Annotated in this window: 23 protein-coding genes and 1 tRNA gene; 13 read left to right on the top strand and 11 right to left on the bottom strand. The window is 62.4% G+C overall.

The features are described 5' to 3' along the window. Positions 1 to 124: 124 nt before the first annotated feature. Positions 125 to 2,866, top strand: a complete 2,742-nt coding sequence (locus tag HMPREF3145_RS06770) for an ATP-dependent Clp protease ATP-binding subunit (protein WP_070422490.1) — start codon at positions 125 to 127, stop codon at positions 2,864 to 2,866. Here HMPREF3145_RS06770 and HMPREF3145_RS06775 read toward each other — a convergent pair. Next, entirely contained in the window at positions 2,818 to 4,275 is a 1,458-nt protein-coding gene (locus HMPREF3145_RS06775) for a lipase family protein (RefSeq protein ID WP_083279431.1), read from the bottom strand. The genes HMPREF3145_RS06770 and HMPREF3145_RS06775 overlap by 49 nt on opposite strands. A gap of 24 nt (positions 4,276 to 4,299) precedes the next feature. On the opposite strand from HMPREF3145_RS06775, the gene HMPREF3145_RS11495 reads away from it, so the two are divergent. After that, positions 4,300 to 4,470, top strand: coding sequence for a DUF4236 domain-containing protein (locus HMPREF3145_RS11495; protein ID WP_083279432.1), 171 nt, complete (start codon positions 4,300 to 4,302; stop codon positions 4,468 to 4,470). Here HMPREF3145_RS11495 and HMPREF3145_RS06780 read toward each other — a convergent pair. Further along, a complete protein-coding gene (locus tag HMPREF3145_RS06780; RefSeq protein WP_371325697.1) occupies positions 4,449 to 5,201 on the bottom strand; it encodes an HhH-GPD family protein in 753 nt (250 codons plus the stop codon). The genes HMPREF3145_RS11495 and HMPREF3145_RS06780 overlap by 22 nt on opposite strands. Positions 5,202 to 5,334: 133 nt before the next feature. Between HMPREF3145_RS06780 and HMPREF3145_RS06785 the strand changes: the two genes are divergently transcribed. Both HMPREF3145_RS06785 and HMPREF3145_RS06790 read left to right on the top strand, forming a co-directional pair. Beyond that, the gene (locus HMPREF3145_RS06785; RefSeq protein ID WP_070422492.1) at positions 5,335 to 5,955 is read left to right on the top strand and encodes a carbonic anhydrase; all 621 of its coding nucleotides are present in this window, start codon (positions 5,335 to 5,337) and stop codon (positions 5,953 to 5,955) included. Between the two features lie 9 nt (positions 5,956 to 5,964). Further along, the gene (locus HMPREF3145_RS06790) at positions 5,965 to 6,645 is read left to right on the top strand and encodes a hypothetical protein (protein WP_070422493.1); all 681 of its coding nucleotides are present in this window, start codon (positions 5,965 to 5,967) and stop codon (positions 6,643 to 6,645) included. 10 nt (positions 6,646 to 6,655) lie between these two features. Here HMPREF3145_RS06790 and radA read toward each other — a convergent pair whose 3' ends face one another. After that, the gene (radA, locus tag HMPREF3145_RS06795; RefSeq protein ID WP_070422494.1) at positions 6,656 to 8,020 is read right to left on the bottom strand and encodes a DNA repair protein RadA; all 1,365 of its coding nucleotides are present in this window, start codon (positions 8,018 to 8,020) and stop codon (positions 6,656 to 6,658) included. Between the two features lie 118 nt (positions 8,021 to 8,138). Continuing rightward, positions 8,139 to 8,678 carry a hypothetical protein gene (locus HMPREF3145_RS06800; protein ID WP_070422495.1) on the bottom strand — a complete coding sequence of 180 codons (540 nt, stop codon included), beginning with the start codon at positions 8,676 to 8,678 and terminating at the stop codon, positions 8,139 to 8,141. Between the two features lie 157 nt (positions 8,679 to 8,835). Between HMPREF3145_RS06800 and HMPREF3145_RS06805 the strand changes: the two genes are divergently transcribed. From HMPREF3145_RS06805 to rlmB, 6 genes are all read left to right on the top strand, one after another. Then, positions 8,836 to 9,414, top strand: a complete 579-nt coding sequence (locus tag HMPREF3145_RS06805) for a CarD family transcriptional regulator (RefSeq protein ID WP_070422496.1) — start codon at positions 8,836 to 8,838, stop codon at positions 9,412 to 9,414. Positions 9,415 to 9,423: 9 nt separating this feature from the next. Beyond that, a complete protein-coding gene (gene ispD / locus HMPREF3145_RS06810) occupies positions 9,424 to 10,146 on the top strand; it encodes a 2-C-methyl-D-erythritol 4-phosphate cytidylyltransferase (protein WP_070422497.1) in 723 nt (240 codons plus the stop codon). A 99-nt stretch (positions 10,147 to 10,245) separates the two neighbouring features. Next, positions 10,246 to 11,721, top strand: coding sequence for an HNH endonuclease signature motif containing protein (locus tag HMPREF3145_RS06815; protein WP_070422498.1), 1,476 nt, complete (start codon positions 10,246 to 10,248; stop codon positions 11,719 to 11,721). Further along, positions 11,718 to 12,203: a 2-C-methyl-D-erythritol 2,4-cyclodiphosphate synthase gene (ispF, locus tag HMPREF3145_RS06820; protein WP_070422499.1), complete on the top strand. Its 486-nt coding sequence runs from the start codon at positions 11,718 to 11,720 to the stop codon at positions 12,201 to 12,203. The genes HMPREF3145_RS06815 and ispF overlap by 4 nt, the downstream gene beginning before the upstream one ends. A 5-nt stretch (positions 12,204 to 12,208) precedes the next feature. After that, entirely contained in the window at positions 12,209 to 13,567 is a 1,359-nt protein-coding gene (gene cysS, locus HMPREF3145_RS06825) for a cysteine--tRNA ligase (protein ID WP_083279433.1), read from the top strand. A gap of 3 nt (positions 13,568 to 13,570) precedes the next feature. Continuing rightward, a complete protein-coding gene (rlmB, locus tag HMPREF3145_RS06830; protein ID WP_070422501.1) occupies positions 13,571 to 14,503 on the top strand; it encodes a 23S rRNA (guanosine(2251)-2'-O)-methyltransferase RlmB in 933 nt (310 codons plus the stop codon). On the opposite strand, the gene HMPREF3145_RS06835 is transcribed toward rlmB, so the two are convergent. The 6 genes from HMPREF3145_RS06835 to HMPREF3145_RS06860 are packed head-to-tail and all read right to left on the bottom strand — an operon-like array spanning position 14,466 to position 19,487. Then, the gene (locus HMPREF3145_RS06835; protein ID WP_070422502.1) at positions 14,466 to 15,248 is read right to left on the bottom strand and encodes a CE1 family esterase; all 783 of its coding nucleotides are present in this window, start codon (positions 15,246 to 15,248) and stop codon (positions 14,466 to 14,468) included. The two genes, rlmB and HMPREF3145_RS06835, sit on opposite strands and share 38 nt — an antisense overlap. After that, positions 15,230 to 15,937: a trehalose-phosphatase gene (locus tag HMPREF3145_RS06840; RefSeq protein ID WP_070422503.1), complete on the bottom strand. Its 708-nt coding sequence runs from the start codon at positions 15,935 to 15,937 to the stop codon at positions 15,230 to 15,232. The genes HMPREF3145_RS06835 and HMPREF3145_RS06840 overlap by 19 nt, the downstream gene beginning before the upstream one ends. Further along, positions 15,931 to 16,332: a YajG family lipoprotein gene (locus HMPREF3145_RS06845; RefSeq protein ID WP_070422504.1), complete on the bottom strand. Its 402-nt coding sequence runs from the start codon at positions 16,330 to 16,332 to the stop codon at positions 15,931 to 15,933. The genes HMPREF3145_RS06840 and HMPREF3145_RS06845 overlap by 7 nt, the downstream gene beginning before the upstream one ends. Next, the gene (locus HMPREF3145_RS06850) at positions 16,329 to 17,606 is read right to left on the bottom strand and encodes an alpha,alpha-trehalose-phosphate synthase (UDP-forming) (protein ID WP_070422505.1); all 1,278 of its coding nucleotides are present in this window, start codon (positions 17,604 to 17,606) and stop codon (positions 16,329 to 16,331) included. The genes HMPREF3145_RS06845 and HMPREF3145_RS06850 overlap by 4 nt, the downstream gene beginning before the upstream one ends. Beyond that, positions 17,606 to 17,980, bottom strand: coding sequence for a hypothetical protein (locus HMPREF3145_RS06855; RefSeq protein ID WP_070422506.1), 375 nt, complete (start codon positions 17,978 to 17,980; stop codon positions 17,606 to 17,608). Before HMPREF3145_RS06855 ends, HMPREF3145_RS06850 begins: the two co-directional genes overlap by 1 nt. Positions 17,981 to 18,038: 58 nt before the next feature. Further along, positions 18,039 to 19,487, bottom strand: coding sequence for a threonine/serine exporter ThrE (locus HMPREF3145_RS06860; protein ID WP_246817532.1), 1,449 nt, complete (start codon positions 19,485 to 19,487; stop codon positions 18,039 to 18,041). Between the two features lie 66 nt (positions 19,488 to 19,553). Here HMPREF3145_RS06860 and HMPREF3145_RS06865 point away from each other — a divergent pair. The 3 genes from HMPREF3145_RS06865 (at position 19,554) to HMPREF3145_RS06875 (ending at position 21,906) form a co-directional block, all read left to right on the top strand. Then, positions 19,554 to 19,626 (top strand) — tRNA-Thr (locus tag HMPREF3145_RS06865). 165 nt (positions 19,627 to 19,791) lie between these two features. Beyond that, complete coding sequence (locus HMPREF3145_RS06870) at positions 19,792 to 20,496, top strand: response regulator transcription factor (RefSeq protein ID WP_070422508.1); 705 nt, start codon at positions 19,792 to 19,794, stop codon at positions 20,494 to 20,496. A 15-nt stretch (positions 20,497 to 20,511) separates the two neighbouring features. Then, positions 20,512 to 21,906 (top strand): sensor histidine kinase, encoded by a 1,395-nt coding sequence (locus HMPREF3145_RS06875; protein ID WP_070422509.1) that lies wholly within the window; start codon positions 20,512 to 20,514, stop codon positions 21,904 to 21,906. Here HMPREF3145_RS06875 and HMPREF3145_RS06880 read toward each other — a convergent pair. Continuing rightward, positions 21,884 to 22,300 carry an HIT family protein gene (locus HMPREF3145_RS06880; RefSeq protein ID WP_070422510.1) on the bottom strand — a complete coding sequence of 139 codons (417 nt, stop codon included), beginning with the start codon at positions 22,298 to 22,300 and terminating at the stop codon, positions 21,884 to 21,886. The genes HMPREF3145_RS06875 and HMPREF3145_RS06880 overlap by 23 nt on opposite strands. Positions 22,301 to 22,302: the final 2 nt, after the last annotated feature.

Raw genomic sequence — 22,302 nt, forward strand, 5'->3', positions numbered from 1 at the left:
ACATCCCCTCTGAGCACTGCTTTTCGACGATTCCACGCCCCCGGCAGCCAAAACGTGGGAAGTGATGTCGCACCCCGGCGTTATGGTGGTGGACAACGATTTAGCTATAGAAGGGGTCAGCCACATGTTCGAGCGGTTTACCGACCGGGCCCGTCGCGTCATCGTCCTGGCGCAGGAGGAAGCGCGCGCGCTCAATCACAACTACATGGGCACCGAGCACATCCTGCTCGGCCTGATTAAGGAAGGCGAGGGCGTCGCCGCGAAGGCCCTCGAATCCATGGGTATCAACCTTGAGGATGTGCGCCGCGAGGTCATCGACATCATTGGCCACGGCACCCAGCCGGTCACCGGCCACATCCCGTTTACCCCGCGCGCCAAGAAGGTCCTGGAGCTCTCCCTGCGTGAGGGTTTGCAGATGGGCCACAAGTACATCGGCACCGAGTTCTTGCTGCTCGGCCTGATCCGTGAGGGCGAGGGCGTTGCGGCGCAGGTGCTGATCAAGCTCGGCGCTGACCTGCCGCGTGTGCGCCAGCAGGTTATCCAGTTGCTGTCTGGTTACGAGGGCGGCGAGGCACAGAATCCGGAGTCCCCGCAGCAGGGCGGCGGCCCAGGCTTCGCAGGTGCGGGTGCTGGCGGCAACCGTGCAGGTGGTGGCGGCCCGCAGGGCGGCGAGCGTTCCAATTCGCTCGTGCTCGACCAGTTCGGCCGTAACCTCACCGCTGCTGCCAAGGAAGGCAAGCTCGACCCGGTTGTGGGTCGCGATAAGGAAATCGAGCGCGTCATGCAGGTTCTGTCACGCCGTACCAAGAACAACCCGGTGCTCATTGGTGAGCCGGGCGTCGGTAAGACTGCTGTCGTGGAGGGCTTGGCGCTCGACATTGCTAACGGCAACGTCCCGGAGACCCTGAAGGACAAGCAGGTTTACTCGCTGGACCTGGGCTCCCTGGTTGCAGGTTCGCGTTACCGCGGTGACTTCGAGGAGCGCCTGAAGAAGGTGCTCAAGGAGATCAACCAGCGCGGCGACATCATCCTGTTTATCGACGAGATCCACACCCTCGTCGGCGCCGGTGCCGCCGAAGGTGCGATCGACGCTGCTTCGCTGCTGAAGCCGAAGCTGGCTCGTGGCGAGCTCCAGACCATCGGCGCAACCACGCTTGATGAGTACCGCAAGCACATTGAGAAGGACGCCGCTCTTGAGCGTCGTTTCCAGCCGGTGCAGGTGGACGAGCCGAGCATCGAGGACACCATCCAGATCCTTAAGGGCCTGCGCGACCGCTACGAGGCGCACCACCGCGTGTCCTACACCGACGACGCTCTGAAGGCTGCTGCGAACCTTTCGGATCGCTACATCAATGACCGTTTCCTGCCGGATAAGGCAGTCGATCTTCTCGACGAGGCCGGCGCCCGCATGCGCATCAAGCGCATGACCGCCCCGGATTCCCTGCGCGAGGTCGACGACCGCATCGCCGAGGTCCGCAAGGAAAAGGAAGCGGCGATCGACGCCCAGGACTTTGAGAAGGCAGCCAGCCTGCGCGAAACGGAGCGCAAGCTCACCGAGGAGCGCGCCGCGAAGGAAAAGAAGTGGCGCTCGGACGACCTCGAGGACATCGCCGAGGTTGGCGAGGAGCAGATCGCTGACGTGCTGGCCAACTGGACTGGCATCCCGGTGTTCAAGCTCACCGAGAGCGAGTCGAAGCGCCTGCTCAACATGGAAGGCGAGCTGCACAAGCGCATCATCGGCCAGGACGAGGCTGTTAAGGCTGTGTCCCGTTCCATCCGCCGCACCCGCGCAGGTCTGAAGGATCCGAACCGTCCGTCCGGTTCGTTCATCTTCGCTGGCCCGTCCGGTGTGGGTAAGACGGAGCTGTCGAAGGCGCTTGCAGAGTTCCTCTTCGGCGACGACGACTCCCTGATCCAGGTGGACATGGGCGAGTTCCACGATCGCTTCACGGCGTCGCGTCTCTTCGGTGCCCCTCCGGGATACGTCGGCTACGAAGAGGGCGGCCAGCTCACCGAGAAGGTGCGCCGCAAGCCGTTCTCGGTCGTGCTTTTCGACGAGATCGAGAAGGCCCACAAGGAGATCTACAACACCCTCCTGCAGGTGCTGGAAGAAGGCCACGTCACCGACGGCCAGGGCCGCAACGTGGACTTCAAGAACACGGTGCTGATCTTCACCTCGAACCTGGGTACCTCCGACATCTCCAAGCCGGTCGGCCTGGGCTTCACCGGGGATACCGCTGCGGATTCCGAGGCGCAGTACGAGCGCATGAAGGGCAAGGTTCACGACGAGCTGAAGAAACACTTCCGTCCGGAGTTCCTGAACCGTATCGACGAGATCGTCGTGTTCAAGCAGCTCTCCCAGGAAGAGATTGTCCAGATGGTGGACCTGCTCATCGCTCGAGTGGACAAGAACCTGGCCGCGCAGGACATGGGCATCGAGCTCACCGAGAACGCCAAGAACCTCCTGGCAGTCCGTGGCTTCGACCCAGTGCTGGGTGCACGTCCGCTGCGTCGCACCATCCAGCGCGAGATCGAGGACATCCTGTCCGAGAAGATCCTCTTCGGCGAGATCGGTGCCGGCGAGATCATCACCGTGGACGTCGAGGGCTGGGACGGCGACGTGGAGACGGCCCGCAAGGATCGTGGCAAGGCCGCCCCGGATGCGACCTTCACCTTCACCCCACGTCCACGCCCGCTGCCAGCGGAGGCCTTCGACGTCGAGCTGGAAGAAGAGGTCCGCGACATCGAGCCGGAGCGCACCCAGCCGGAGTCTGAAGCCTCCGAGTTCCCGGATGAGCGCGACACGACCGCCGAAGATCAGAACGGCAACGAGGGCAAGGAAGACAACGGCCCCGAGCCGGTGTAACCCCACCAGGCGGCTGCGGCACCGAGCACGCCAAGGATGCCCAGGACTAACGCGGTGATCTCCACCGCGTTGAGCCCCTCCACCACCTCATATGCAGGGTGGTCGGAGGGGCACACCCGTTTCATAGGCTGTTCGGCGAAACGATCATCCATCCACGCAATCGCATTATCGGCCTGCAAAAGCAGGGGAGCGGCATGGCCCGAACCAGGAACGCGTGGCGTCAACTGCAGACGCCCCGAAGACAATGGTTGCGTCGGGGAACCCGGCACCACCACGCGTCGGTACTCCACCTGCGCACCGACGGCGCAATAGTCCTCAGCCAGTTGGGTGGCTTGCGGCTCCGGAACGAGGTCGTCGTCGGCATTCGTCATCACCATGATCGGCGCAGACGGCGCGACGGTGCCCATTTTGTTTAGTTCCAGATATTTCGCCAGCCGCTCATCCGAGTGCACCACTTCAGCGAACGAGTTGCCTGCGGTGAACAGTGTGGAAGGGTCGGCCGGCGCAGACAACGAGGCGTCGACCACGCACGAGGTTTTCAGTCCTTCGAGCCAGACTTTGCCCTCGTCGGTGAGGTGTTCCTGCAAGGCCTCGCCGAATTCCGGGTAGCTTTCGGAGTAGCTCGCAGCGGCAAAACCGGCCACGGCGGTGAGCATCGGTGCGGTACCTTGCTCCAGCACACCCAGCGGGTCGGCTGGTGGGGCACCGGAGAACGTTCCCATCACGTTGAGTTCGGGGGCGTAGTCGGCGACGAGTTCCGCAGCGGCCGCGGCAGCGCCACCGCCTTGGGAGTAGCCCCAGAAGCCCACTTTTTGGTTTGGTTTTGCAACGGCGCGGGCGGCGTCGATAAGCGCATGCCCCTGATCCACCCTGTTCAAGTAGGTGTGCAACCCATCGATGCCCAACCCGATGTAGTCGGTGACCACAACGGAATAGCCGGCGTCGAGCAGCTTCTGTACCAGGGGCGCCTCATAGTTAATGTTCACGGTGCCGTCTTCGATGCGCACCAGCATGGACGAGCCTGCCGATGGCGCGCACTGATCACCCAGACCACGCGTGCCCGGTGCGAGCGCGATGAGTCCCTTCGCACGGCGGTGCTTGTAAAACGCCCCAGTCACCGCGACCTTCTCGCCCTTTTCGTTCGTGGTGGTGTAGCGGATGCGCTGGCCGGTCGACCCTGGCACCCGCTTCACCGCATCAAGCGAGCCCGCCTCGTTGCCTGGCGCGCCGGCCATTGGTTTCCACGATGATTCCGGAAGCGACGACAACGACGACGCGTCGCGTACCACCTCGAGTGTCGACGACCCCACCGACGACAGCGACGACAACGACTCCGCGCTCAGGTCCGCAGCCTGCGCGGATGGGGCCAATAACACCGGAATGAGCAGGGCGCACCAACGTTTTTGCATGTACAGCAGTGTAAACTGCCGGCTATGGGATTCCAGTTTCGTAAGCGCCAGAAGCTCAGCAAGGACAGCTGGCTGAATTACTCTGGTTCGGGCGTTTCCGCCTCCAAGCGCGTCGGGCCAGTGACCATCAACTCGCGTGGCGGCGTGTGGATCAAGCTGCCGGGTGGGCTGACCTACCGCGGTAAGTGGAAGTAACCGCGCTCATCCTGTTCAGCGAGGCCGTCCTCCAACAGTGAGAACAGGGCGCGTGAGCGTTGGGCGTCGTCGGGCCAGACGGCGTCGATAATCGCCTGCTCAACCGGCGAATCTGCCTCGCGCAGTACCTTCATAATCTTGCCACGCACCTGGCGGTCGGTGCCCGCAAAGCGTTGCGACGGCCGCCGCTGCCCCTCCTCAGGCGCCGGCCTGCCCGCCGCCAACCAGGCACAATCCTGCGCAATCGGGCACGCATCGCACTTCGGTGCCTTCGCGGTGCACACCAGCGCACCAAGCTCCATGAGCCCGACCGAAAACTCGGGACCGTTGTCCTCCGGCAGCAGGTGCGCAACCTCCTGGATTTCCTTCTTCTCCGGCACCCCCAGCGCCTGGCCGCGTTCCACACGCGCCACCACGCGACGCACATTGGTGTCCACAACCGGCACGTTCTTCCCGTAGGCGAAACACGCCACCGCCCGCGCCGTGTAGTCCCCAATGCCAGGCAGTGCCAGCAGCGCGTCCACATCGTCCGGTACAACGCCGCCATGCTTGTCGACGATCACCTGCGCGCACTCCCGCAACCTCAACGCCCGCCGTGGGTAGCCGAGGTTGGCCCAGGCGCGCAGGATGTCGTCGATACGCGCCTGCGCAAAATCGTGCGGAGTCGGCCAGCGCTCAATCCACTCCAACCAAATGGGGGCAACGCGCTCCACCTGGGTTTGGTGGCTCATGACCTCGCTGATCAGCACACCCCACGATGACGTACCCGGTTTGCGCCACGGCAAATCCCGCGCGTTGGCGCGATACCAATCAACTATCTGATTTGGGCGAATATTCTGCACAATGCGTGCCACAATAGCCGGTATGACTAATGCAACAGAGCTCCAGGCCGCTACCTCCCCGCGCGAAGTGTGGGACCTGCTTCGCGCAGGCAACGAGCGATTCGCCACCGGCAACACCGTCGCCCCGCACCGCGACGCCGAAACACTCCAGCAGCTCACCTCCGGCCAGAACCCAGCCGTATGTGTCATCGGTTGTTCTGACTCGCGCGTGCCCGTCGAGCTGCTTTTCGACGCCGGCTTCGGCGACATCTTCGTCATCCGCACCGCCGGCGGCTGCGTCGACTCAGCGGTCTCCGCATCCGTCGAGTTCGCCGTCGACGGCCTCGGCGTAGACCTCGTGCTGTTCCTGTCCCACGAAAAGTGTGGCGCTGTCGGCTCCGCAGTCCAGGCGTTCGAGTCCGGCGAGATCCCGCATGGCCTGACCCGCCTGTTCGTGGAGAAGATCGCCCCATCCATCGTCGAGGCCGAAAAGCGCGGCGAACAGGTCGAGCAAGCCCACGCCCGCCACGGCGCCGAGCACTTGGTCGCCCGCATCCCCGCCGTCGTTGCTGGCTTGAGCAAGCGCAGCATCGGTGTGGTTGGCGCGCGTTACCGTCTTTCGGACGGCCGTGTCGAGACCACCTACGAAAACTTCGGCGATTAAGTTATAAGCATGTCGAACCAGCGCCCATTGCCCCCGGAGATCTACATGCGTCGCCGCGTCGCGGCCCTCGTCATCCTCCTCGTGGTTGTGGCGTTGCTGGTCTGGGCGCTTTCCGCCATGGCCCGCAGCGGCGGATCCGGATCGGATGGGGCAACCGAAACCTCCACCGAGCAAACCGTGAACCCGACCGTGGCTACCGAGCCGACCGTCGCCGCGCCTGAGGAATCTACGTCTGAGACTGCGTCCGCATCCCCGTCCGAGGAACCTTCCAGTGTCGAGGCCGCACCGGCCCGCACTGGCGCATGCGAACTCAAGGACCTACGGATCAAGGCGTTGCCGAACCAGCCGTCCTACGCCGCAGGCACCGAGCCGGTGTTCTACATGGAAGTGGAAAACCCGACCGACACCGACTGCGTCATCGACCTTGACGAGAACATCCTGCGCTTCGAGGTGTACGACATGCGTACCAACGAGCGCATGTGGGCAGACACCGACTGCTACCAGCCCGTCGTGTCCGGCACCCAGACCTACAAGGCGGGGGAGAAGCAGGGCTACCAGGCTCGCTGGTCCGGCACCGTATCTCAGCCGGGTAAGTGTGATGACCGTCCCGCGATCGAGCCGGGGTCCTACTTCCTGCACACGGTCATCGGCGACAATGCTTCGGAAGCAGCCCCCTTCAACATCACCTAGTTTCTTGTAGTTATTTAGCTAACAGCGCGATCGCCTCCCCGAGCGTAGAGACCTGACTGACCCGCATTCCCTCGACCGGTTCGAGTTCTCCGCTGGGCACGATCGCGTTTTCGTATCCCAACCTCGCCGCCTCCTGCAGGCGGCGTCCGAGGTTAGGCACCCTTCGTAGTTCACCCGCGAGGCCCACTTCGCCGATGACCACAGTCTTCGGCGGCAGCGGTGTTTCGTGCAGGCTCGACCATGTAGCCAGCGCGACCGCAAGATCCGTTGCTGTTTCGGTGATCTTCACACCGCCAACGGTTGCTACGTACGCGTCCTTGTCATTCGTGCGCTGCCCGCAGCGTGCCTGCAGGACAGCGAGCACCATCGGCACCCTGTTGAAATCCAAGCCCGTGACCACGCGTCGCGGGCTCTTATTCACCGGATCGACGGTAAGTGCCTGGACTTCCGCCAGCATCGGCCGGACGCCATCCATCGCCACCGTGACCGCAGAACCGTCCGGAGTCTTCCCACGGTGAGAGAGGAACAGCCCCGATGGGTCCGGTACCTCCCGGATGCCACCAGCGGTCTGCTCGAAGCACCCCACCTCGTCCGTCGCCCCGAAGCGATTCTTCATGCCACGCAGCATGCGTAACGACGACTGCCTGTCACCCTCAAAGTTCAACACCACATCCACCAGGTGCTCGAGCACGCGCGGGCCGGCCACGTTGCCGTCCTTAGTCACATGCCCCACCAGGATGATCGGCAGGTTCGTCGTCTTCGCCAGTGTGGTCAGCGCAGCCGTTACTGCGCGGGACTGTGCCACCCCACCCGCAACACCTTCCACACCCGCGGCGTGCATGGTCTGCACCGAATCCACAATGAGCAACGAGGGGTTGACCTGCTGGACGTGGCCAAACACCACGTCGAGGTTCGACTCCGCCGCCAAGTACAGCGTGTCTTTCAACGCATCGGTGCGTTCAGCACGGGCACGGACCTGGCCTGCAGATTCCTCAGCAGTCACGTATAGCGCCTTGCGGCCATCCATCGCCGCCCACCGGGATGCCACCTCAAGCAACAGCGTCGATTTACCCACGCCCGGCTCACCGGCCATCAGCACCACCGACCCCGGCACGACACCGGAACCCAACACCCGGTCGAGTTCCCGGATGCCAGAGGGCAACGTGCGCGTCGCAGTCGCGTTCACCTTCGTGATCGGGGTCGCGGGCGACGTCGGTGTCAGCGCAGACGTCTTCACCGGACCTACGGAAACCGCAGCCGGCGCTTCTTCTTGCAACGTGCCCCACGACCCGCACTCAGGGCAGCGACCGAGCCACTTCGGGGAAGAGTAGCCGCATTCGGAGCACGTGTGGATCACGCGAGGTTTCTTAGCCATGTGCGACACCGTATAACACGCACACGACACGGAGCCTGCAAGTGTTCGAAAAGTGTTCGAAAATGAAAAGGCCGCTGGTTAACCCAGCGGCATGTGTTCGTCGATAAGCGAAAAGCTCTTAGTGCTTCGCGCCAGTCTCGCGGTCAACCTGGCCCGAAACGAGGTGCGGTGCAGACACGGTAGCCACAACGTCGATGGAGCCGGTGTCAAAGTTGAACGTGACCGGGACGTTGCCGCCGTACGCGAAATCGTCGTTAGCCAGCGAGGTAGCGGTGTAGCTGATGCAGTTCGCGTCATCCTGCGGCAGGCGCTCGAGGCCCTCGGCGGAATCAGCAACCAACACGCAGTTGTACTTAATCGTGTTGTTGTTTGCGATCTTGACGGTGTTGCCACCAGCGGTGACGGACTTCAACGTGTGATCCGTCATGGAGGTGTCCTGGTTCGTCGCGGTGAACTTGAGGGCAGCCTTGCCGTCCTCAGCCAAGACGACGGTGACATCCTGCACAGCAACTTCGCCGTTCTCGGTTGCGGCGCTGGCACCATCCACAGCAGCGACCTGGTTCGAGGTCTGAGTAATCTGGCCAGCGGAGCAGCCAACAAGGGCCAAGGATGCGCAGCCAGCGGCAGCGATAACGGCTACCTGCTTCAGGGACTTCACGTGGGGTCCTCCATAGTCAAACGGTTTCGAAGGTTATTCTCTGGAATACTTTAGCGCCTAGACAGCAACTTTTCCCATTTTATCCCCTATTCGGAGCTTTGAAGGCGGTGGTAGGGTTGTGGGGTCAAAACTTCGCCGGGAGCACCAAGGAGCGTTTATGGAATTCAAGGTCGGAGAAGTGGTCGTTTACCCGCACCACGGCGCGGCGCGTATCGCCGACATCGAAGAGCGTGAGATGCGCGGCGAGAAGCTGGACTTCTTGGTGCTGCAGATTCTCCACTCAGACCTTGAGGTTCGCGTGCCCGTAAAGAACTCCGAGCTTGTCGGTGTGCGTGACGTAGTCAACGAGGAGGGCCTGCAGAAGGTGTTCTCCGTGCTGCGTGAGACGGATGTTGAGGAGGCCGGCAACTGGTCTCGTCGCTACAAGGCGAACCAGGAGCGCCTTGCCTCCGGCGACATTAATAAGGTGGCCGAGGTTGTACGTGACCTGTGGCGCCGTGACCAGGGAAAGGGTCTTTCTGCTGGTGAGAAGCGCATGCTTGGCAAGGCCCGCCAGATTCTCGTCGGTGAGCTCGCGCTTGCAGAGCCCGTCGATGAGAAGAAGGTCGAGGAGATGGAAGCCGAGATCCAGAAGATTATCGACGAGCAGGTCAAGGCCGGTATCTCCGAGGCGCCGGGCGATATTGACGCCGAAGATGATGTTGACCTCGACGAGCTTTCTTTCGACGACGAGTAAGACGAGCCCTTGGACCGCCGTGTCGTAGCGGTTGTTGCCGCAGCAGGTCAGGGCACCCGGCTGGGCGCTGAGGTGCCAAAGGCGTACGTCCCGTTGCGCGGGCGCACGCTTTTGGAGCGTTCCGTCACCGCGATGGAAACCTCCGAGATTGTGGACCAGGTGGTCGTCGTCATCAGCCCTGCCATGGAGGAGCACGCCCGTCAGTGCCTGCGGGGGCACGACGTGCAGTTTGTGCATGGCGGTGCGGAGCGCGCGGACTCCATCTACGCAGCGCTCGAAGCAATTTCGCTTGACGACGCCTGCGTGCTCGTCCACGACGCCGCCCGCGCCCTCACCCCTCCCGGCATGATTGCCCGCGTGGCCCGTGCCGTGCTCGATGGCGCGCCCGCGGTGGTGCCGGTTGTACCTGTCGCGGACACCATTAAACAGGTCAGTGGGGGTGCGGTGGATGCGGTGGAGGCGACGCTGGACCGCAGCCGTTTGCGGGCCGCACAGACACCGCAAGGCTTTGACCTGCGCCAATTGCGTGCCGCCAACCGTGCTTACCTTGAGCAGTCGCCCGAGTTCGTGGCAACTGATGACGCGTCTCTAATGGAGTGGTACGGCGCCCCCGTCACCACTGTTCAGGGCGATCCGATGGCGTTCAAGATTACCACCCCGATCGATCTTCGCCTGGCGAAAAGCATTACCGATGAGGCCGAGCCGACCGTGTTCGAGATCCCCGGCAACTAGCTAGAGTGTTCGAACGAATTATCTAAAAAGTTTCGAAAAACCCTTGCATTGTCGCGGTGGTGGCATGTATGTTCGATTGAAAGATCGAAAGGGGGGACAATGTCTACCGGATACTTCGCAACAGAACGTCAGGGCGACCAGGTCAGTGTTGCAGGTCAAGCGATGCGAGACGCGGAATACAGTATCTTTCACGCTTACGCTGAGCCCGGTGCGATTATCGACGACTTCGAACTGGTAAGCCAGCGCATCGCAAGCGCCGCCGGCCGTACCGTGAGCTGGGCTGAAAGCGGAATTCTTGGGTATAGCGTCTTGGCAGACCTGCCGAAACTACGCCAAATGCAGGCTGATATGCGACGGCTAGATATCACGCGCCTTAGCGCAATCGAGACCGTGCTAAACCGGTTGAACGATCTCGCCACACCCGAAGTGTTGGCTGAGTTCGACGACTACCTAGTCAAGGTGTTCACGCCGCGTTCCGCCGGGATGGAGTTGCCATCGGCGACGTCGCTAAAGCGCCGCCTGCGTGATCGGATTAAGCAAGTCGATGCGAAGTTGGCACCAAGCCCGAAGAAAACGAAAGCTCGCAAGAAAGCAAAAGATGCGCCATTCGGCACCTGCCAAGGCGTGTTCTATGGCCAAGACGACGGGGACGCCGGTCTGAATATCTCTGGCGACTCGGCAACGATTGGCCTGATGGATATGTATGTCGGTGCCGTCGCGAAGGAACACAAGCTCAGTCGTGACGATGCGCTGCAGATGATCCTCACCGGCCAGCAGCACTCGTCGATTCAGTTGGTGCTGCACGTGTTTTCGCCGAAGACCCCAGGCGCCGGCTACTTCGTTCCCGGCTTCGGCTGGTCGGGGGCAGACGGCACGGAAGTCATCGACGCGCTCAAAGAAACCGCCAAGGTGAAGGTCATCGACCTCGACGAGGCTGAACATGCCGAGACTGACGCCTATGTGCCCACCGAAGCAATGAAGGCGTTCGTGCAAACCCGCGACGGTACCTGCCGTTGGCCGGGTTGCAACGTTGCCGCGAAGCGCTGCCAGCTCGACCACCGCATTCCCTACGGCAACGGCGGCAAAACGACGCCGTCGAACCTGTTCTGTCTGTGCCAGCGTCACCACAACATCAAGACGGACCGCCGCGCTACCTATGTGGTCGATCACGTCACGGGCGAAGTCGTCTGGCTTTTCGATGACGGCACCTTCCAGGTCAGCGAACCCGACGGCTTGATCGTCGAGTATCTCGCCGAAGGTGAAAACCCGCGGTGGAAGTCCACTCTGGAACAGCGTCGGAAGCGGCGCCGCGACAGTGCGGAGTTCAACGCCCGGTGTCACTCGGCGGTGGAGCAGTACGAAAAGGACTACGACTGGGAAGCCTGCGTGGAAACGATCACCACGCTGGAGGATAAGTTTGGCCGCAAGTTCGAGTATGCGCCGGAGAAGATGCCGGAGATTACGCCGGAACTCCTCGCCTCGCTGAAGAGACACCTGCGCGACCTCGAACTGGAGCGCGAGGGCTTCGAAGAATGCGACTCGGCGTCCCCGGAGTGGGTAGTGTTCAGTCCATGACGAATCTGCGAGTTGGTACTGCCTTCGATGCCCATCAGATCCAGGCCGGGAAGGAGTGCTGGATCGCCGGAATTCTGCACGAGGGCCAGGATGGTTGCGAAGGTCATTCAGATGGCGATGTTGTCAGCCACGCGATCGTGGACGCGGTGCTGTCGGCGGCGGGCCTTGGGGATCTCGGCTCGTTCGTCGGGGTCGGCCGCCCGGAGTATGACGGGGTCCGAGGGGTGCAGTTGCTCGAGGAGCTCCGTGCGCTTGTAGACGACCACGGCCACACCGTCGTCAATGTTTCTGCACAAATGATTGGGCAGACCCCGAAGATGGGCCCGGTGCGTGAGGAGGCAGAGCGGGTGTTGTCGCAGGCTTTGGGTGCTCCGGTATCGGTGTCGGCGACGACGACGGACCACATGGGGTTCACTGGTTCGGGTGAGGGCCGGGCGGCGATTGCCACTGCGTTGGTGGAATTGAACGGCAACGTAGGATAAACGGCGTGAATCAACGTATTTTCGACACCAAGACCCGCACGCTGCGAGACTTCGAGCCGGTGAATCCTGGCCACGTTTCGATTTATCTGTGTGGCGCCACTCCGCAGGCGAAGCCGCATATTGGCCACCTGCGTTCGGGTGTTGCGTTCGATATTGTTCGTCGCTGGTTTGCGGCGAAGGGCAACGACGTCGCGTTTGTGCGCAACGTTACGGATATTGACGACAAGATTCTCGCCAAGGCAGACGAACACAATCGCCCCTGGTGGGAGTGGGTGTCCACGTACGAGCGTGAGTTCACCCGTGCGTACGACACGCTTGGTGTGTTGCCGCCGTCGGTGGAGCCGCGGGCGACTGGGCATGTGACGCAGATGGTCGATTACATGCAGCGCCTGATTGATAACGGCTACGCCTATGCAGCGGACGGTTCGGTGTACTTCGACGTCGACGCTTGGGTGAAGGCGGGCGGCGATTACGGCTCGATTTCCGGCAACAAGGTTGAGGAGATGGAGCAGGGGGAGACGTCGAACGCGGGCAAGCGTGGCGCACGTGATTTCGCGTTGTGGAAGGCGGCGAAGCCGGGTGAGCCGAGTTGGCCGACCCCGTGGGGCGATGGGCGTCCGGGGTGGCACTTGGAGTGCTCGGCGATGTCCACGTGGTACCTGGGTGGCACGTTTGACATCCACGGTGGTGGCCTTGACCTGCAGTTCCCGCACCACGAGAACGAGCAGGCGCAGTCGCATGCGGCGGGCGATGATTTCGCGCAGTACTGGATGCACAACCACTGGGTGACCATGGCTGGCGAGAAGATGTCGAAGAGCCTGGGCAATGTGCTCTCCATTGACAACATGCTGGAGGAGGTGCGCCCGGTGGAGTTGCGTTACTACCTCGGGTCGGCGCATTACCGCAGCGTGTTGGAGTATTCGCCGGAGGCGCTCAAGGAAGCTGCGGCCGGCTTTAGGCGCATTGAGGAGTTTGTGAAGCGCGCTGGTATGCCGGAGCCGTCGACGTGGACTGAGGCATTTGAGCAGGCGCTTAGCGACGACTTCGCCGTCCCGAAAGCCCTCGCAGAAATCCACAACCTTGTGCGCGAGGGCAATAAGGCAGCCGATCCGGCCCCGATCGCGGCGCAGGTGCGTGCGATGGCGGCGGTGTTGGGTGTTGATCCGGGGGCGTGGCCGTCGTCGTCAAGCAATGGCAATAGCAAGGCATTAGACGTGCTGGTGGAAGCTGAACTGGAACGCCGTGCGACCGCGCGTGCGGAGAAGGATTGGGCCACGGCGGACGAGGTGCGCGACCGGTTGGCGCGTGCGGGAATTGAAGTGACCGACACGGCCGAGGGGCCGCAGTGGCAGGTAAAGGAGTAGACGATGGCGAAACCGTATCAGCGTCGTGACGTACAGAAGAAGAACAAAAAGGGTCCGACGAAGGGCTCTGGCGGGCAGCGTCGCCGTGGACTGAAGGGCAAGGGTGCGACGCCGAAGGCTGAGGATCGCGTCTACCACGCGGCGCATAAGCGCAAGTTGGAGCAGAAGCGCCGCGCGCAGGGCCGGCACGATCGTGAGGTGGCGGATCTGGTGGTGGGCCGCAACCCGGTCATTGAGTGTCTGAAGGCGAAGGTGCCGTCGGAGGCGTTGTTCGTCGCGCAGGGCACCGGCCACGATGATCGTCTGAGCGAGGCCGTTGCGCTGGCGAACAGCAAGAACATTCCGGTGCAGGAAGTGCCGCGTCAGCAGTTGGATGCGATGACCGGTAACGGCCTGCACCAGGGCATCGGACTGAAGATCCAGCCGTACAAGTACGCTGACCTGGATGACCTGCTGGAGTCGGTGGATGGCCCCGGCATGTTTGTGGTGCTGGACAACATTACGGATCCGCGCAATCTTGGTGCGGTGATTCGTTCGACTGCGGCGTTCGGTGGTAACGGCGTGATCATCCCGGAACGGCGTTCGGCGCAGGTCACGGGTGTGGCGTGGCGGACGTCGGCGGGTACGGCGGCGCAGTTGCCGGTGGCGCGCGTGACCAACGTGACTCGCACGGTGAAGAAGTTCCAGGACAACGGCTACACGGTCGTCGGCCTGGATGCGGGCGGCGAGCACACCCTGGACACGTTTGACCAGGCCACGGGCCCGGTAGTGATCGTGGTTGGCTCCGAAGGCAAGGGCATTTCACGCCTGGTGCGCGAGAACTGCGACGTGATCATGTCGGTGCCGATGACGGATTGGGTGGAGTCCCTCAACGCGTCGGTGGCGGCGGGCGTGGTGCTTAGCGAGTTCGCTCGTCAAAGAAGAATCGCTGAATAACCTCACCGCCGGTGATGTCGTCGGTGCCGGGCCCAAGCCGCGGGTCGAGCGGTTTGGCTACCGGCACCATGTGGCCGAAGCCGTCGATGGTGATGAGGCGGACGGGGGCGGGGCCGTGCCAGTCGTCGATACGCAGGGCACCGCTTGTCGACGACCCCCGCCACCCACACGAGTTGAGTTCCGCAAAGAACTGCGCAGAGTTGATTGCGGAACGGGTCTGGCCACGGTTGTTGCCGCCGATCCCGGCTTCGCCGCCGTTGTAGGGGACGAGCGGGTCGGCGGTGCCTTGGACGGAAACGAGCGGGGTGGGCTGATAATCGGAAGTGCCAACACACGTGTTGGATTCGACGGGCATGGAGGCGCCGAAGGTGGCGGCGCCGTCGAGGAGGCCGGGGGCGTCGAAAAGGAGGCGCATGACCATTTGGCCGCCGTTGGAAAAGCCGATGCCGATCACGCGACGCGGGGCGTGGTGTGCGATGACCTTCCGTAGGAATCCGACGTCGTCGATGTTCAGGCGGCGTGCCGACTCGTTGAAACCGGTGCGCAGGTCGTTGAAGTGGTGCTCCACACCGTCCGGGTAGGCCACGGTCGCGCCGAGGGCTTCAAAGGTGCGATCCGTGAAGTTGCGCATCACGTTGCCGGATTGGCGCGAGCCGTGCAGCACCAGCAGGAGCGTGTCGGGGTCGCCTTCGACGGCGGTCCAGGTGCGAGTGCGTCCCTGGTGCTCTAGCGAGAGGCGTTCCATGCTTCCCTTTCGTCGGCGAGTTCCGCCAAGAGCTCAGCCATGGCGTCAACATCTGCGACGCGACGCGACGCCAGCGAGGGTTTGTCGCCGACCTTTACCGCCAGGTCGGTGGGGCCGAGGGCGGCGATGGCGGTTTCGTCGGTGTCGTCGTCACCCGCGAACAGGGTGGCGGCGAAGTCACGTTTGTATTCGGCGAGCCAGGTGCCCTTCGTGATATCCACGGCCGAAAACTCCACCACATTGTGTCCCAGTGTGATCTTTCGGGCGGGCAGGGCCGCGGCGGCGTCGAGCATGTCCTGGGCCGCCTGCTTATCCGCGACCGGCGCCACGTGCAACACCCGCTGATACGGCTTCACCTCCACATAGGCGGGCGGCATGGCGATGTCGCGCAGTTGGCGTTCGATGTCGACGAGGTGGGCGCGGGAGTCGTCGTCAAGCGTGGGCCCGGGCTCGGCACCGTGGGAGCCGACGAGGGTGACATTGAGGCCGGAAGGCAGGACCTGGCGCAGACCGTCGAGGTGGCGGCCGGACAGGATTGCAACCTCGGTGCCGGGGAGAGCAGCAAGGCGACGGATCGCGTCCTCGGCCGCCGGATGCATTGTGACCGCGTAGGGGTCGGGGTTGAGTTCAGCAAGCGTGCCGTCGAAGTCGAGGCACACCAACAACGTTTCTGCCTGAGCAATCACCATGTGCGCAGTTTAACGGCCGGGGCATCCACGGCGTCACTGAGCAGGGTGAGCACAAGGTCGGTGTCGGTTGGGCGGGTGACGGTGAACTCGGAGTCGTCGTGAAGCAGTGGCGCCAACTGGTCGTGCATGTGGCGGGCCCAGCCGGAGCAGTCGCCCGGGTCGCCGACCGTCACGTCGTGGAGGCGCACAGTGTCGTCGCCTTCAAACTCGCCGGACACTTCAGCGCAGCCGGTGGTACCGGAAAACGACGAACCCGAAAAGGTGACGGATGCGCCGCCGGTATTGCGCGCGACGGGCGCCTCTGGGTCGGTGTACACGCCAACGACGTGCCACTGCTGCGGGCTCGAACACGCCGCGAGCAGCATCACCGGGGCGAGCAGCAGCGCGCGCTTCACAACGCCTCCAAGAAGTCCTGCGCCCAGCGGGTCACGTCGTGTTCCATGACCCAGTCGTGCATCGCCCGCATGCGTGCCGGGTCGGGGTCGGTTGCGGCCACAATCGCGGCCTTGACGGACCCCAGGTCGAACGGGTTGCACAGGTAGGCCTGGTTGAGTTCGACTGCAGCGCCTGCGAACTCGGAAAGCACAAGCGCGCCGTCGCCCTTCGGGTGTGCGGCGACGTATTCTTTGGCCACGAGGTTCATGCCGTCCTTAAACGGCGTGACCAGCATGATGTCGGCCGCCGCATAAAAGGTACCCAGCTTGTTTTTGGGCACTCCGCGGTGGATGTAATGCACGACCGGGCGGCCGACCTGGCCGAAGCGGCCGTTGATACGCCCGATCGCCTGCTCAACTTCCGTGCGGGTCTTGCGGTAGTGCTCGATGCGTTCACGCGACGGCGTAGCCAACTGCACCACGGCAATATCGTCGAGTTCGCCTTCCTCCAGCAGTTCCTCGACCGCCAGCAGTCGCTGCAGGATGCCCTTGGTGTAATCCATCCGATCCACGCCCAGCAGCACGTGCTTCGGGTTGCCGAGCGAATTGCGCAGTGTGCGTATCGACGACTCCGTCGCCGCCTGCACCTCATCCGCATCAATAGAAATGGGGAAGGTGCCAGTACGAATATCGGTGGTGAGCAGGCGGAAGTTCTCTTCGTCCGTGGTGCGCTGAAAACCGATCAGGTCGCAGCCGGACAGGCCGGAGAGGATCTCGTCGCGCCACGGCAACTGCTGGAACAGCGCCGGAGCCGGGAACGGGATGTGCAGGAAGAAGCCGATGGTTAAGTCGGGGCGTAGTTCGCGCAGCATCCCCGGTACGAGCTGAAGCTGGTAGTCCTGCACCCACACCGTGGCGTTTTTGCCAGCGGCTTTGGCGGTCGCCCGCGCAAACTTTTCGTTGACGGCGACGTAGCGCTCCCACCACTCCTGCCTGTACTCGGGGGTGACGATGAGGTCGTGGTACAGCGGCCACAATGTGGAGTTGGAAAAGCCCTCGTAGAAGCCCTCGAAGTCGTCCTGGTCCAAGCACACGGGGACCAGCGAGATGCCGTTGAACTCAAACGGTTCGAGTTCTGCGCTGGTATCGCCAGGCCATCCCACCCAGCAGCCCCCACGGGAGCGCAGTACCGGTGCGAGGGCTGCGACTAAACCGCCAGGGGAGACCTCGTAATGGTCGCCCACCTTGTCTACAGGCAGGCGGTTGGCCACGACGAGGAACTCGTTGCTACCCATTAGGCCTTCTTGGCGGTCTTCTTCGTCGACTTTTTAGCAGTCTTCTTGGCAGCCTTCTTCACTGCCTTCTTGGTGGACTTTTTCTTCGTCGCCTTCTTCTTGGTGGCCTTCTTCTTGGACGCCTTCTTCTTCGTGGCCTTCTTCTTGGTGGCCTTCTTCGGCGCTTCCTCTTCCGCTGCTTGCTCCAGGTCCTCGACGTAGCGCTTGTACACGAAGCCCTGCGGGGTGACACCCAGCATGGACATGAGCGTTACGCCGTCCAGGAAGTCCTCAGCGTAAGTGGCCACGATCCGACGGGCGCCCGACGCAGTTTGCTCCTCAACGGCATGCGTTTGTTCGGCGGTGGGGCGCGAATCGGTGATCTTAGGTGGCACTTGGGGGTTCCTCCTTGCAAGAACGACAGCTAAAGCCCCATCATTCTACGCCACCTGCTTAACGACGGCGCCGTACCCGACGAATCTGCTGGAAAGTCAGCCGGCCAGCGCGCCTAAACGCCTCGTACGGCACGTAGAGCTGTGGGGCACGGATGCGGCGGGCCAGCCACTCGCCGAACACCACACCGCCGGCTAGGGCGAGGCAGGTGCCGATCGCGGTCAGTAGGTTCATCATGCCGAGCAGGAGCTGCTCGTTCATCAGTGCGTACATGCCGCGGTAGATCCACGAACCGGGCAGGAACGGGGTCACGCCGGCGACAGCAGTGATCACCGGGTTGATCAGGAAGCGACGGGAAATGAGACCGCCGGCCAAGCCGACGGCGACCGCACACGCCGCGATAGCCAACAGTCGGCCAGCGCCGAGCGGAGTGAGCACGATGTAGAAGATGAATGAACCTGTCGCTGCGGTGACGAAGGACAGCAGCACAGCGGCTCGTTCCGCAAAGCAACACACCGCAAAGGCAGCGGCCGCCATCGCACCACCGAAGGTGGTCAGCCACACGTTGTTGTACGCCGCATCAGCTGGGAGCACCTCGACTGGTGGCAGTGGCATCCCGACCAGCTCGGAAACCTGCACGCCAGCGGCGACGCCTGCGACGATGCCGCCGGTGCCCAACATGGCTTGGAAGAAGCGGGCGGAGGCGTTGACCATGGAGCCGGTGACGCCGTCGAGAAGCGATTGCACCAGCGTCAAACCTGCAAGCAGGACGATGATGCCTGTTGCGATCAGCTGACTGGGGTTGATCGTGTGCCCGATCGAGGCGGAAAAGTCATAGGCGATTGCAGCGGGCAGCGTGGCGACGAACCCACCAATCACATTGTGAAAAAACCCGGGCAACCCGCCACGGGAGAGCAACTTGGAAAACCCCATGATGAGAAACGCGGTCAGGCCGCCGAAGAACATGAGCAGCAAATCGCCGCCGAGCAGCATGGCGACGAAGAAACCCATCACAGTCCAGCCGGCCAAGTTGCGGGTGTTGCGGTAGGGGATGGGGGCGTTGTCGATCTCGTCGAGAATCTTCTCCGCTATCTCAGGCGGTGTTGCGCCTGAGCGGATCGAGCGGATCAGGCGGTCCACTTCCTGCAGTTTGTGGTAGTTCTCGCTGATCATGGTGACCACGCGGAACACGTTGACTGGGGTGCGGTGGTCCACACCGATGATGGTGTTCAACGTAATCGTGTTCACCGTGATGGATACGTGCACGTAGTGCAGGCCGTACGACGAACACACGGTGTGGATCTGCTTGATCGCATCCGCAGATGTTGTTGCGTTTGCGATGAGGATCTCGCCGATGCGGGCGGCGATGTTCATCACCGCGGCGACCTCTGTCGGGTCGGTCAGGTTGATCGGGGCGAGGACGGATGGGGGAGGAGAGGTGCGGGCAGCGTCGATCGTCGCTAAGCGTTGGCGCGAACCTCTGAGCTTTCCCCACAATCTCTTTTCCACACAGGCCACACTATCGGCTTGGCGGTTTTCGCGCGACCATGGGCTATGTGTAAGATCTAGCGCGTTGCTGGAGTGGCGCAATCGGTAGCGCAACGCACTTGTAATGCGTAGGTTGCGAGTTCAAGTCTCGTCTCCAGCTCGTGGGTCCCCTCGTCGATACGTATCGGCGAGGGGGCATTTTCTTTGGCGAACAAAGATCGACTTGCTCAACCTTGGGCAGCAAGTACACAGGCGACGTACAGCGTTGTGTTGTTTAATCGTGGCAAGTGCATGATTGCCGCAAAAATTAAGGAGAACACAAACCATGGCTGACTCGCAGAACCTCAAGGTGCTGGTTGTTGATGATGAGCCGAACATCGTCGAACTGTTGACGGTGTCTCTGAAGTTCCAGGGTTTTGATGTGGAGACCGCCAACTCTGGTGCGGAAGCCCTCGAGCTGGCGCGCACCTCCCGCCCGGATGCGTACATCCTGGACGTGATGATGCCGGAGATGGACGGCTTTGAGCTGCTCAGCAAGCTACGAGCAGAAGGACTTGACAGTCCGGTGCTGTTCCTGACAGCAAAGGATGCCGTGGAGGACCGTATCCACGGCCTGACCATTGGCGCGGATGATTACGTGACCAAGCCGTTCTCGCTCGAAGAGGTGATCACGCGCCTGCGTGTGATCCTGCGGCGCGGCAACGTGGTGGACGATTCGAACCAGGATTCCACCTTGCGTTATGCGGACTTAACGCTTAACGACGACACCCACGAGGTCACCAAAGCCGGCGAGATCGTCGAGCTCTCCCCGACGGAGTTCAACCTGCTGCGCTACCTGATGCTCAACGCTGAGGTGGTCGTGTCCAAGGCGAAGATCCTGGACAACGTGTGGCACTACGACTTCGGCGGCGACGGCAACGTGGTCGAGTCCTACATTTCCTACCTGCGCCGCAAGGTAGACACGGGCGATGTGCCGCTGATCCACACGGTCCGTGGTGTCGGTTACGTGCTGCGCACCCCACGCCAGTAGGCCTTTCGCAACGTTATGGCGTATTCCTTATTTACGGGGCCGACAAAGAAGCCACTGAAGCGGCAACTTGTCACCACCGTGATGGTCATCTCCGTGATCGGTACGACACTGAGTTCCGTGCTGATCTACTTCCTCATGCGCAACCTGCTGCTGGACCGTGCAGACGACCAGCTGCGGGAAGGCTTGGATACGTGGGCGCACCAGGGGCCGGTGTGGCAGTTCAACCCTTGGAACCTGCCGAGTGAGTTCACCCAATCCAGGCTGTACCCGGACCGGGGCGTGATGGTGTCGCGCCCGGGGGAGGTCAACTCGCCAGATTGGAGCCAGATCAAAACGACTGACTTCGGACAGTTGGTCACGATCACTTCTGATCTCAGCGACCCAAATACGACGACTGTGAAGCGCTGGCGTGCCATTGCCACGGAGCAGTCCGACGGCTCCGTCCAGTATGTGGCGAAGTCGCTGGAGTCGGAGTACCGGATGTTGCGCTCCCTGGCACAGATTGAGGCGCTGGTTGGGGCTCTGGTGCTCGTCGGCATTGGCATTGCAAGTAACTACTTCGTGGCACGTGCGTTGGCTCCGTTAAAGATTGTGGAAAACACCGCTCTGGCGATCGCCGGAGGCGATACCGACAGGCGAGTGCCCGCTTGGCCACGTGAGACAGAAGTGGGCAGTCTGTCGTTTGCCATGAACACCATGGTGAGCCGCTTGCAAGAATCGCTGGAAAATGCGAAAACGCAGGAAGAGCAGATGCGCCGCTTCGTTGGCGATGCTTCACACGAACTGCGTACACCGCTCACCAGCGTGCGTGGATACACCGAGCTGTACCGCAAGGGCATGGTGGATGACCCGCAAATGGTGCTGAGCAAGATCGATGAAGAGTCCGCGCGTATGCAGCTGCTCGTCGAGGACCTGCTGGCGCTAACCCGTGCGGAGGGTTCCCGCCTGGAGAAGCAGGAGGTGGATGTGCTCGAGCTTGCGCTTTCGGTGAAGGACTCGATGCACGCCGCCTACCCAGAGCGGGTGGTGGACGTGGTCAAGGACACCCCAGACGTCCCTGTCGTGGTGGGGGATCCCGGCCGGCTGCGCCAGGTAGTGGTCAACTTGGTCACTAACGCCTTTAAGCACGCGGGTCCGGATGCAGAGGTGACCATCACGATCCGGCACAACCTGGACCGTGTGGTCCTCGACATTGCGGATAATGGCTGCGGCATGGAACAGAAGGACGCCGAGCATATTTTCGAGCGCTTCTACCGCGCGGATGCGTCGCGCAACCGCAGCTCGGGCGGAGGCTCGGGTCTGGGGCTGGCGATTACCAAGTCGCTGATCGAGGCCCACGGCGGCACCGTGGTTGTCGATACGGCGCCGGGCGAGGGCTCGACGTTTACTATTTCGCTTCCAGCTGCTTAATGCCTTCGCGGATGGTGTCGGCGGCGGCGTCCATCTTGGCGGCGTCGGTTTCGTCGGCACGCATTGCGCTGGCCAGCGAGTAGCCGGACATGTCGTTGGCGGGGAAGACGTGGATGTGGGCGTGGGGGACCTCGAATCCTGCGATGAGGTAGCCCGCGCGCTGCGCATCAAACTTATCGACGATCACCCGTCCGACCTTCTGCGCCACCTCATTCATGTGCGCCCACAGGTCCGCCGGGATGTCGGTCCACTTGTCAATCTCTTCGATGGGAACGACCAGCGTGTGGCCGTACGCGACCGGTTCGATGGTGAGGAAGGCTGCGACCTTGTCGTCCTGGTACACAATTCGGCCCGGGATGTCGCCTGCAATAATTTTGCTGAATACAGTGCTCATAG

It is taken from the genome of Corynebacterium sp. HMSC05C01 (assembly GCF_001807155.1).
GTDB lineage: Bacteria > Actinomycetota > Actinomycetes > Mycobacteriales > Mycobacteriaceae > Corynebacterium > Corynebacterium coyleae.

Bases quoted from the DNA above. Each gene is read 5' to 3' on its own strand.
- HMPREF3145_RS06770 (WP_070422490.1), top strand. From the start codon at position 125: ATGTTCGAGCGGTTTACCGACCGGGCCCGTCGCGTCATCGTCCTGGCG.
- HMPREF3145_RS06775 (WP_083279431.1), bottom strand. From the start codon at position 4,275: ATGCAAAAACGTTGGTGCGCCCTGCTCATTCCGGTGTTATTGGCCCCA.
- HMPREF3145_RS11495 (WP_083279432.1), top strand. From the start codon at position 4,300: ATGGGATTCCAGTTTCGTAAGCGCCAGAAGCTCAGCAAGGACAGCTGG.
- HMPREF3145_RS06780 (WP_371325697.1), bottom strand. From the start codon at position 5,201: ATGAGCCACCAAACCCAGGTGGAGCGCGTTGCCCCCATTTGGTTGGAG.
- HMPREF3145_RS06785 (WP_070422492.1), top strand. From the start codon at position 5,335: ATGACTAATGCAACAGAGCTCCAGGCCGCTACCTCCCCGCGCGAAGTG.
- HMPREF3145_RS06790 (WP_070422493.1), top strand. From the start codon at position 5,965: ATGTCGAACCAGCGCCCATTGCCCCCGGAGATCTACATGCGTCGCCGC.
- radA (WP_070422494.1), bottom strand. From the start codon at position 8,020: ATGGCTAAGAAACCTCGCGTGATCCACACGTGCTCCGAATGCGGCTAC.
- HMPREF3145_RS06805 (WP_070422496.1), top strand. From the start codon at position 8,836: ATGGAATTCAAGGTCGGAGAAGTGGTCGTTTACCCGCACCACGGCGCG.
- HMPREF3145_RS06815 (WP_070422498.1), top strand. From the start codon at position 10,246: ATGTCTACCGGATACTTCGCAACAGAACGTCAGGGCGACCAGGTCAGT.
- ispF (WP_070422499.1), top strand. From the start codon at position 11,718: ATGACGAATCTGCGAGTTGGTACTGCCTTCGATGCCCATCAGATCCAG.
- rlmB (WP_070422501.1), top strand. From the start codon at position 13,571: ATGGCGAAACCGTATCAGCGTCGTGACGTACAGAAGAAGAACAAAAAG.
- HMPREF3145_RS06835 (WP_070422502.1), bottom strand. From the start codon at position 15,248: ATGGAACGCCTCTCGCTAGAGCACCAGGGACGCACTCGCACCTGGACC.
- HMPREF3145_RS06840 (WP_070422503.1), bottom strand. From the start codon at position 15,937: ATGGTGATTGCTCAGGCAGAAACGTTGTTGGTGTGCCTCGACTTCGAC.
- HMPREF3145_RS06850 (WP_070422505.1), bottom strand. From the start codon at position 17,606: ATGGGTAGCAACGAGTTCCTCGTCGTGGCCAACCGCCTGCCTGTAGAC.
- HMPREF3145_RS06870 (WP_070422508.1), top strand. From the start codon at position 19,792: ATGGCTGACTCGCAGAACCTCAAGGTGCTGGTTGTTGATGATGAGCCG.
- HMPREF3145_RS06875 (WP_070422509.1), top strand. From the start codon at position 20,512: ATGGCGTATTCCTTATTTACGGGGCCGACAAAGAAGCCACTGAAGCGG.
- HMPREF3145_RS06880 (WP_070422510.1), bottom strand. From the start codon at position 22,300: ATGAGCACTGTATTCAGCAAAATTATTGCAGGCGACATCCCGGGCCGA.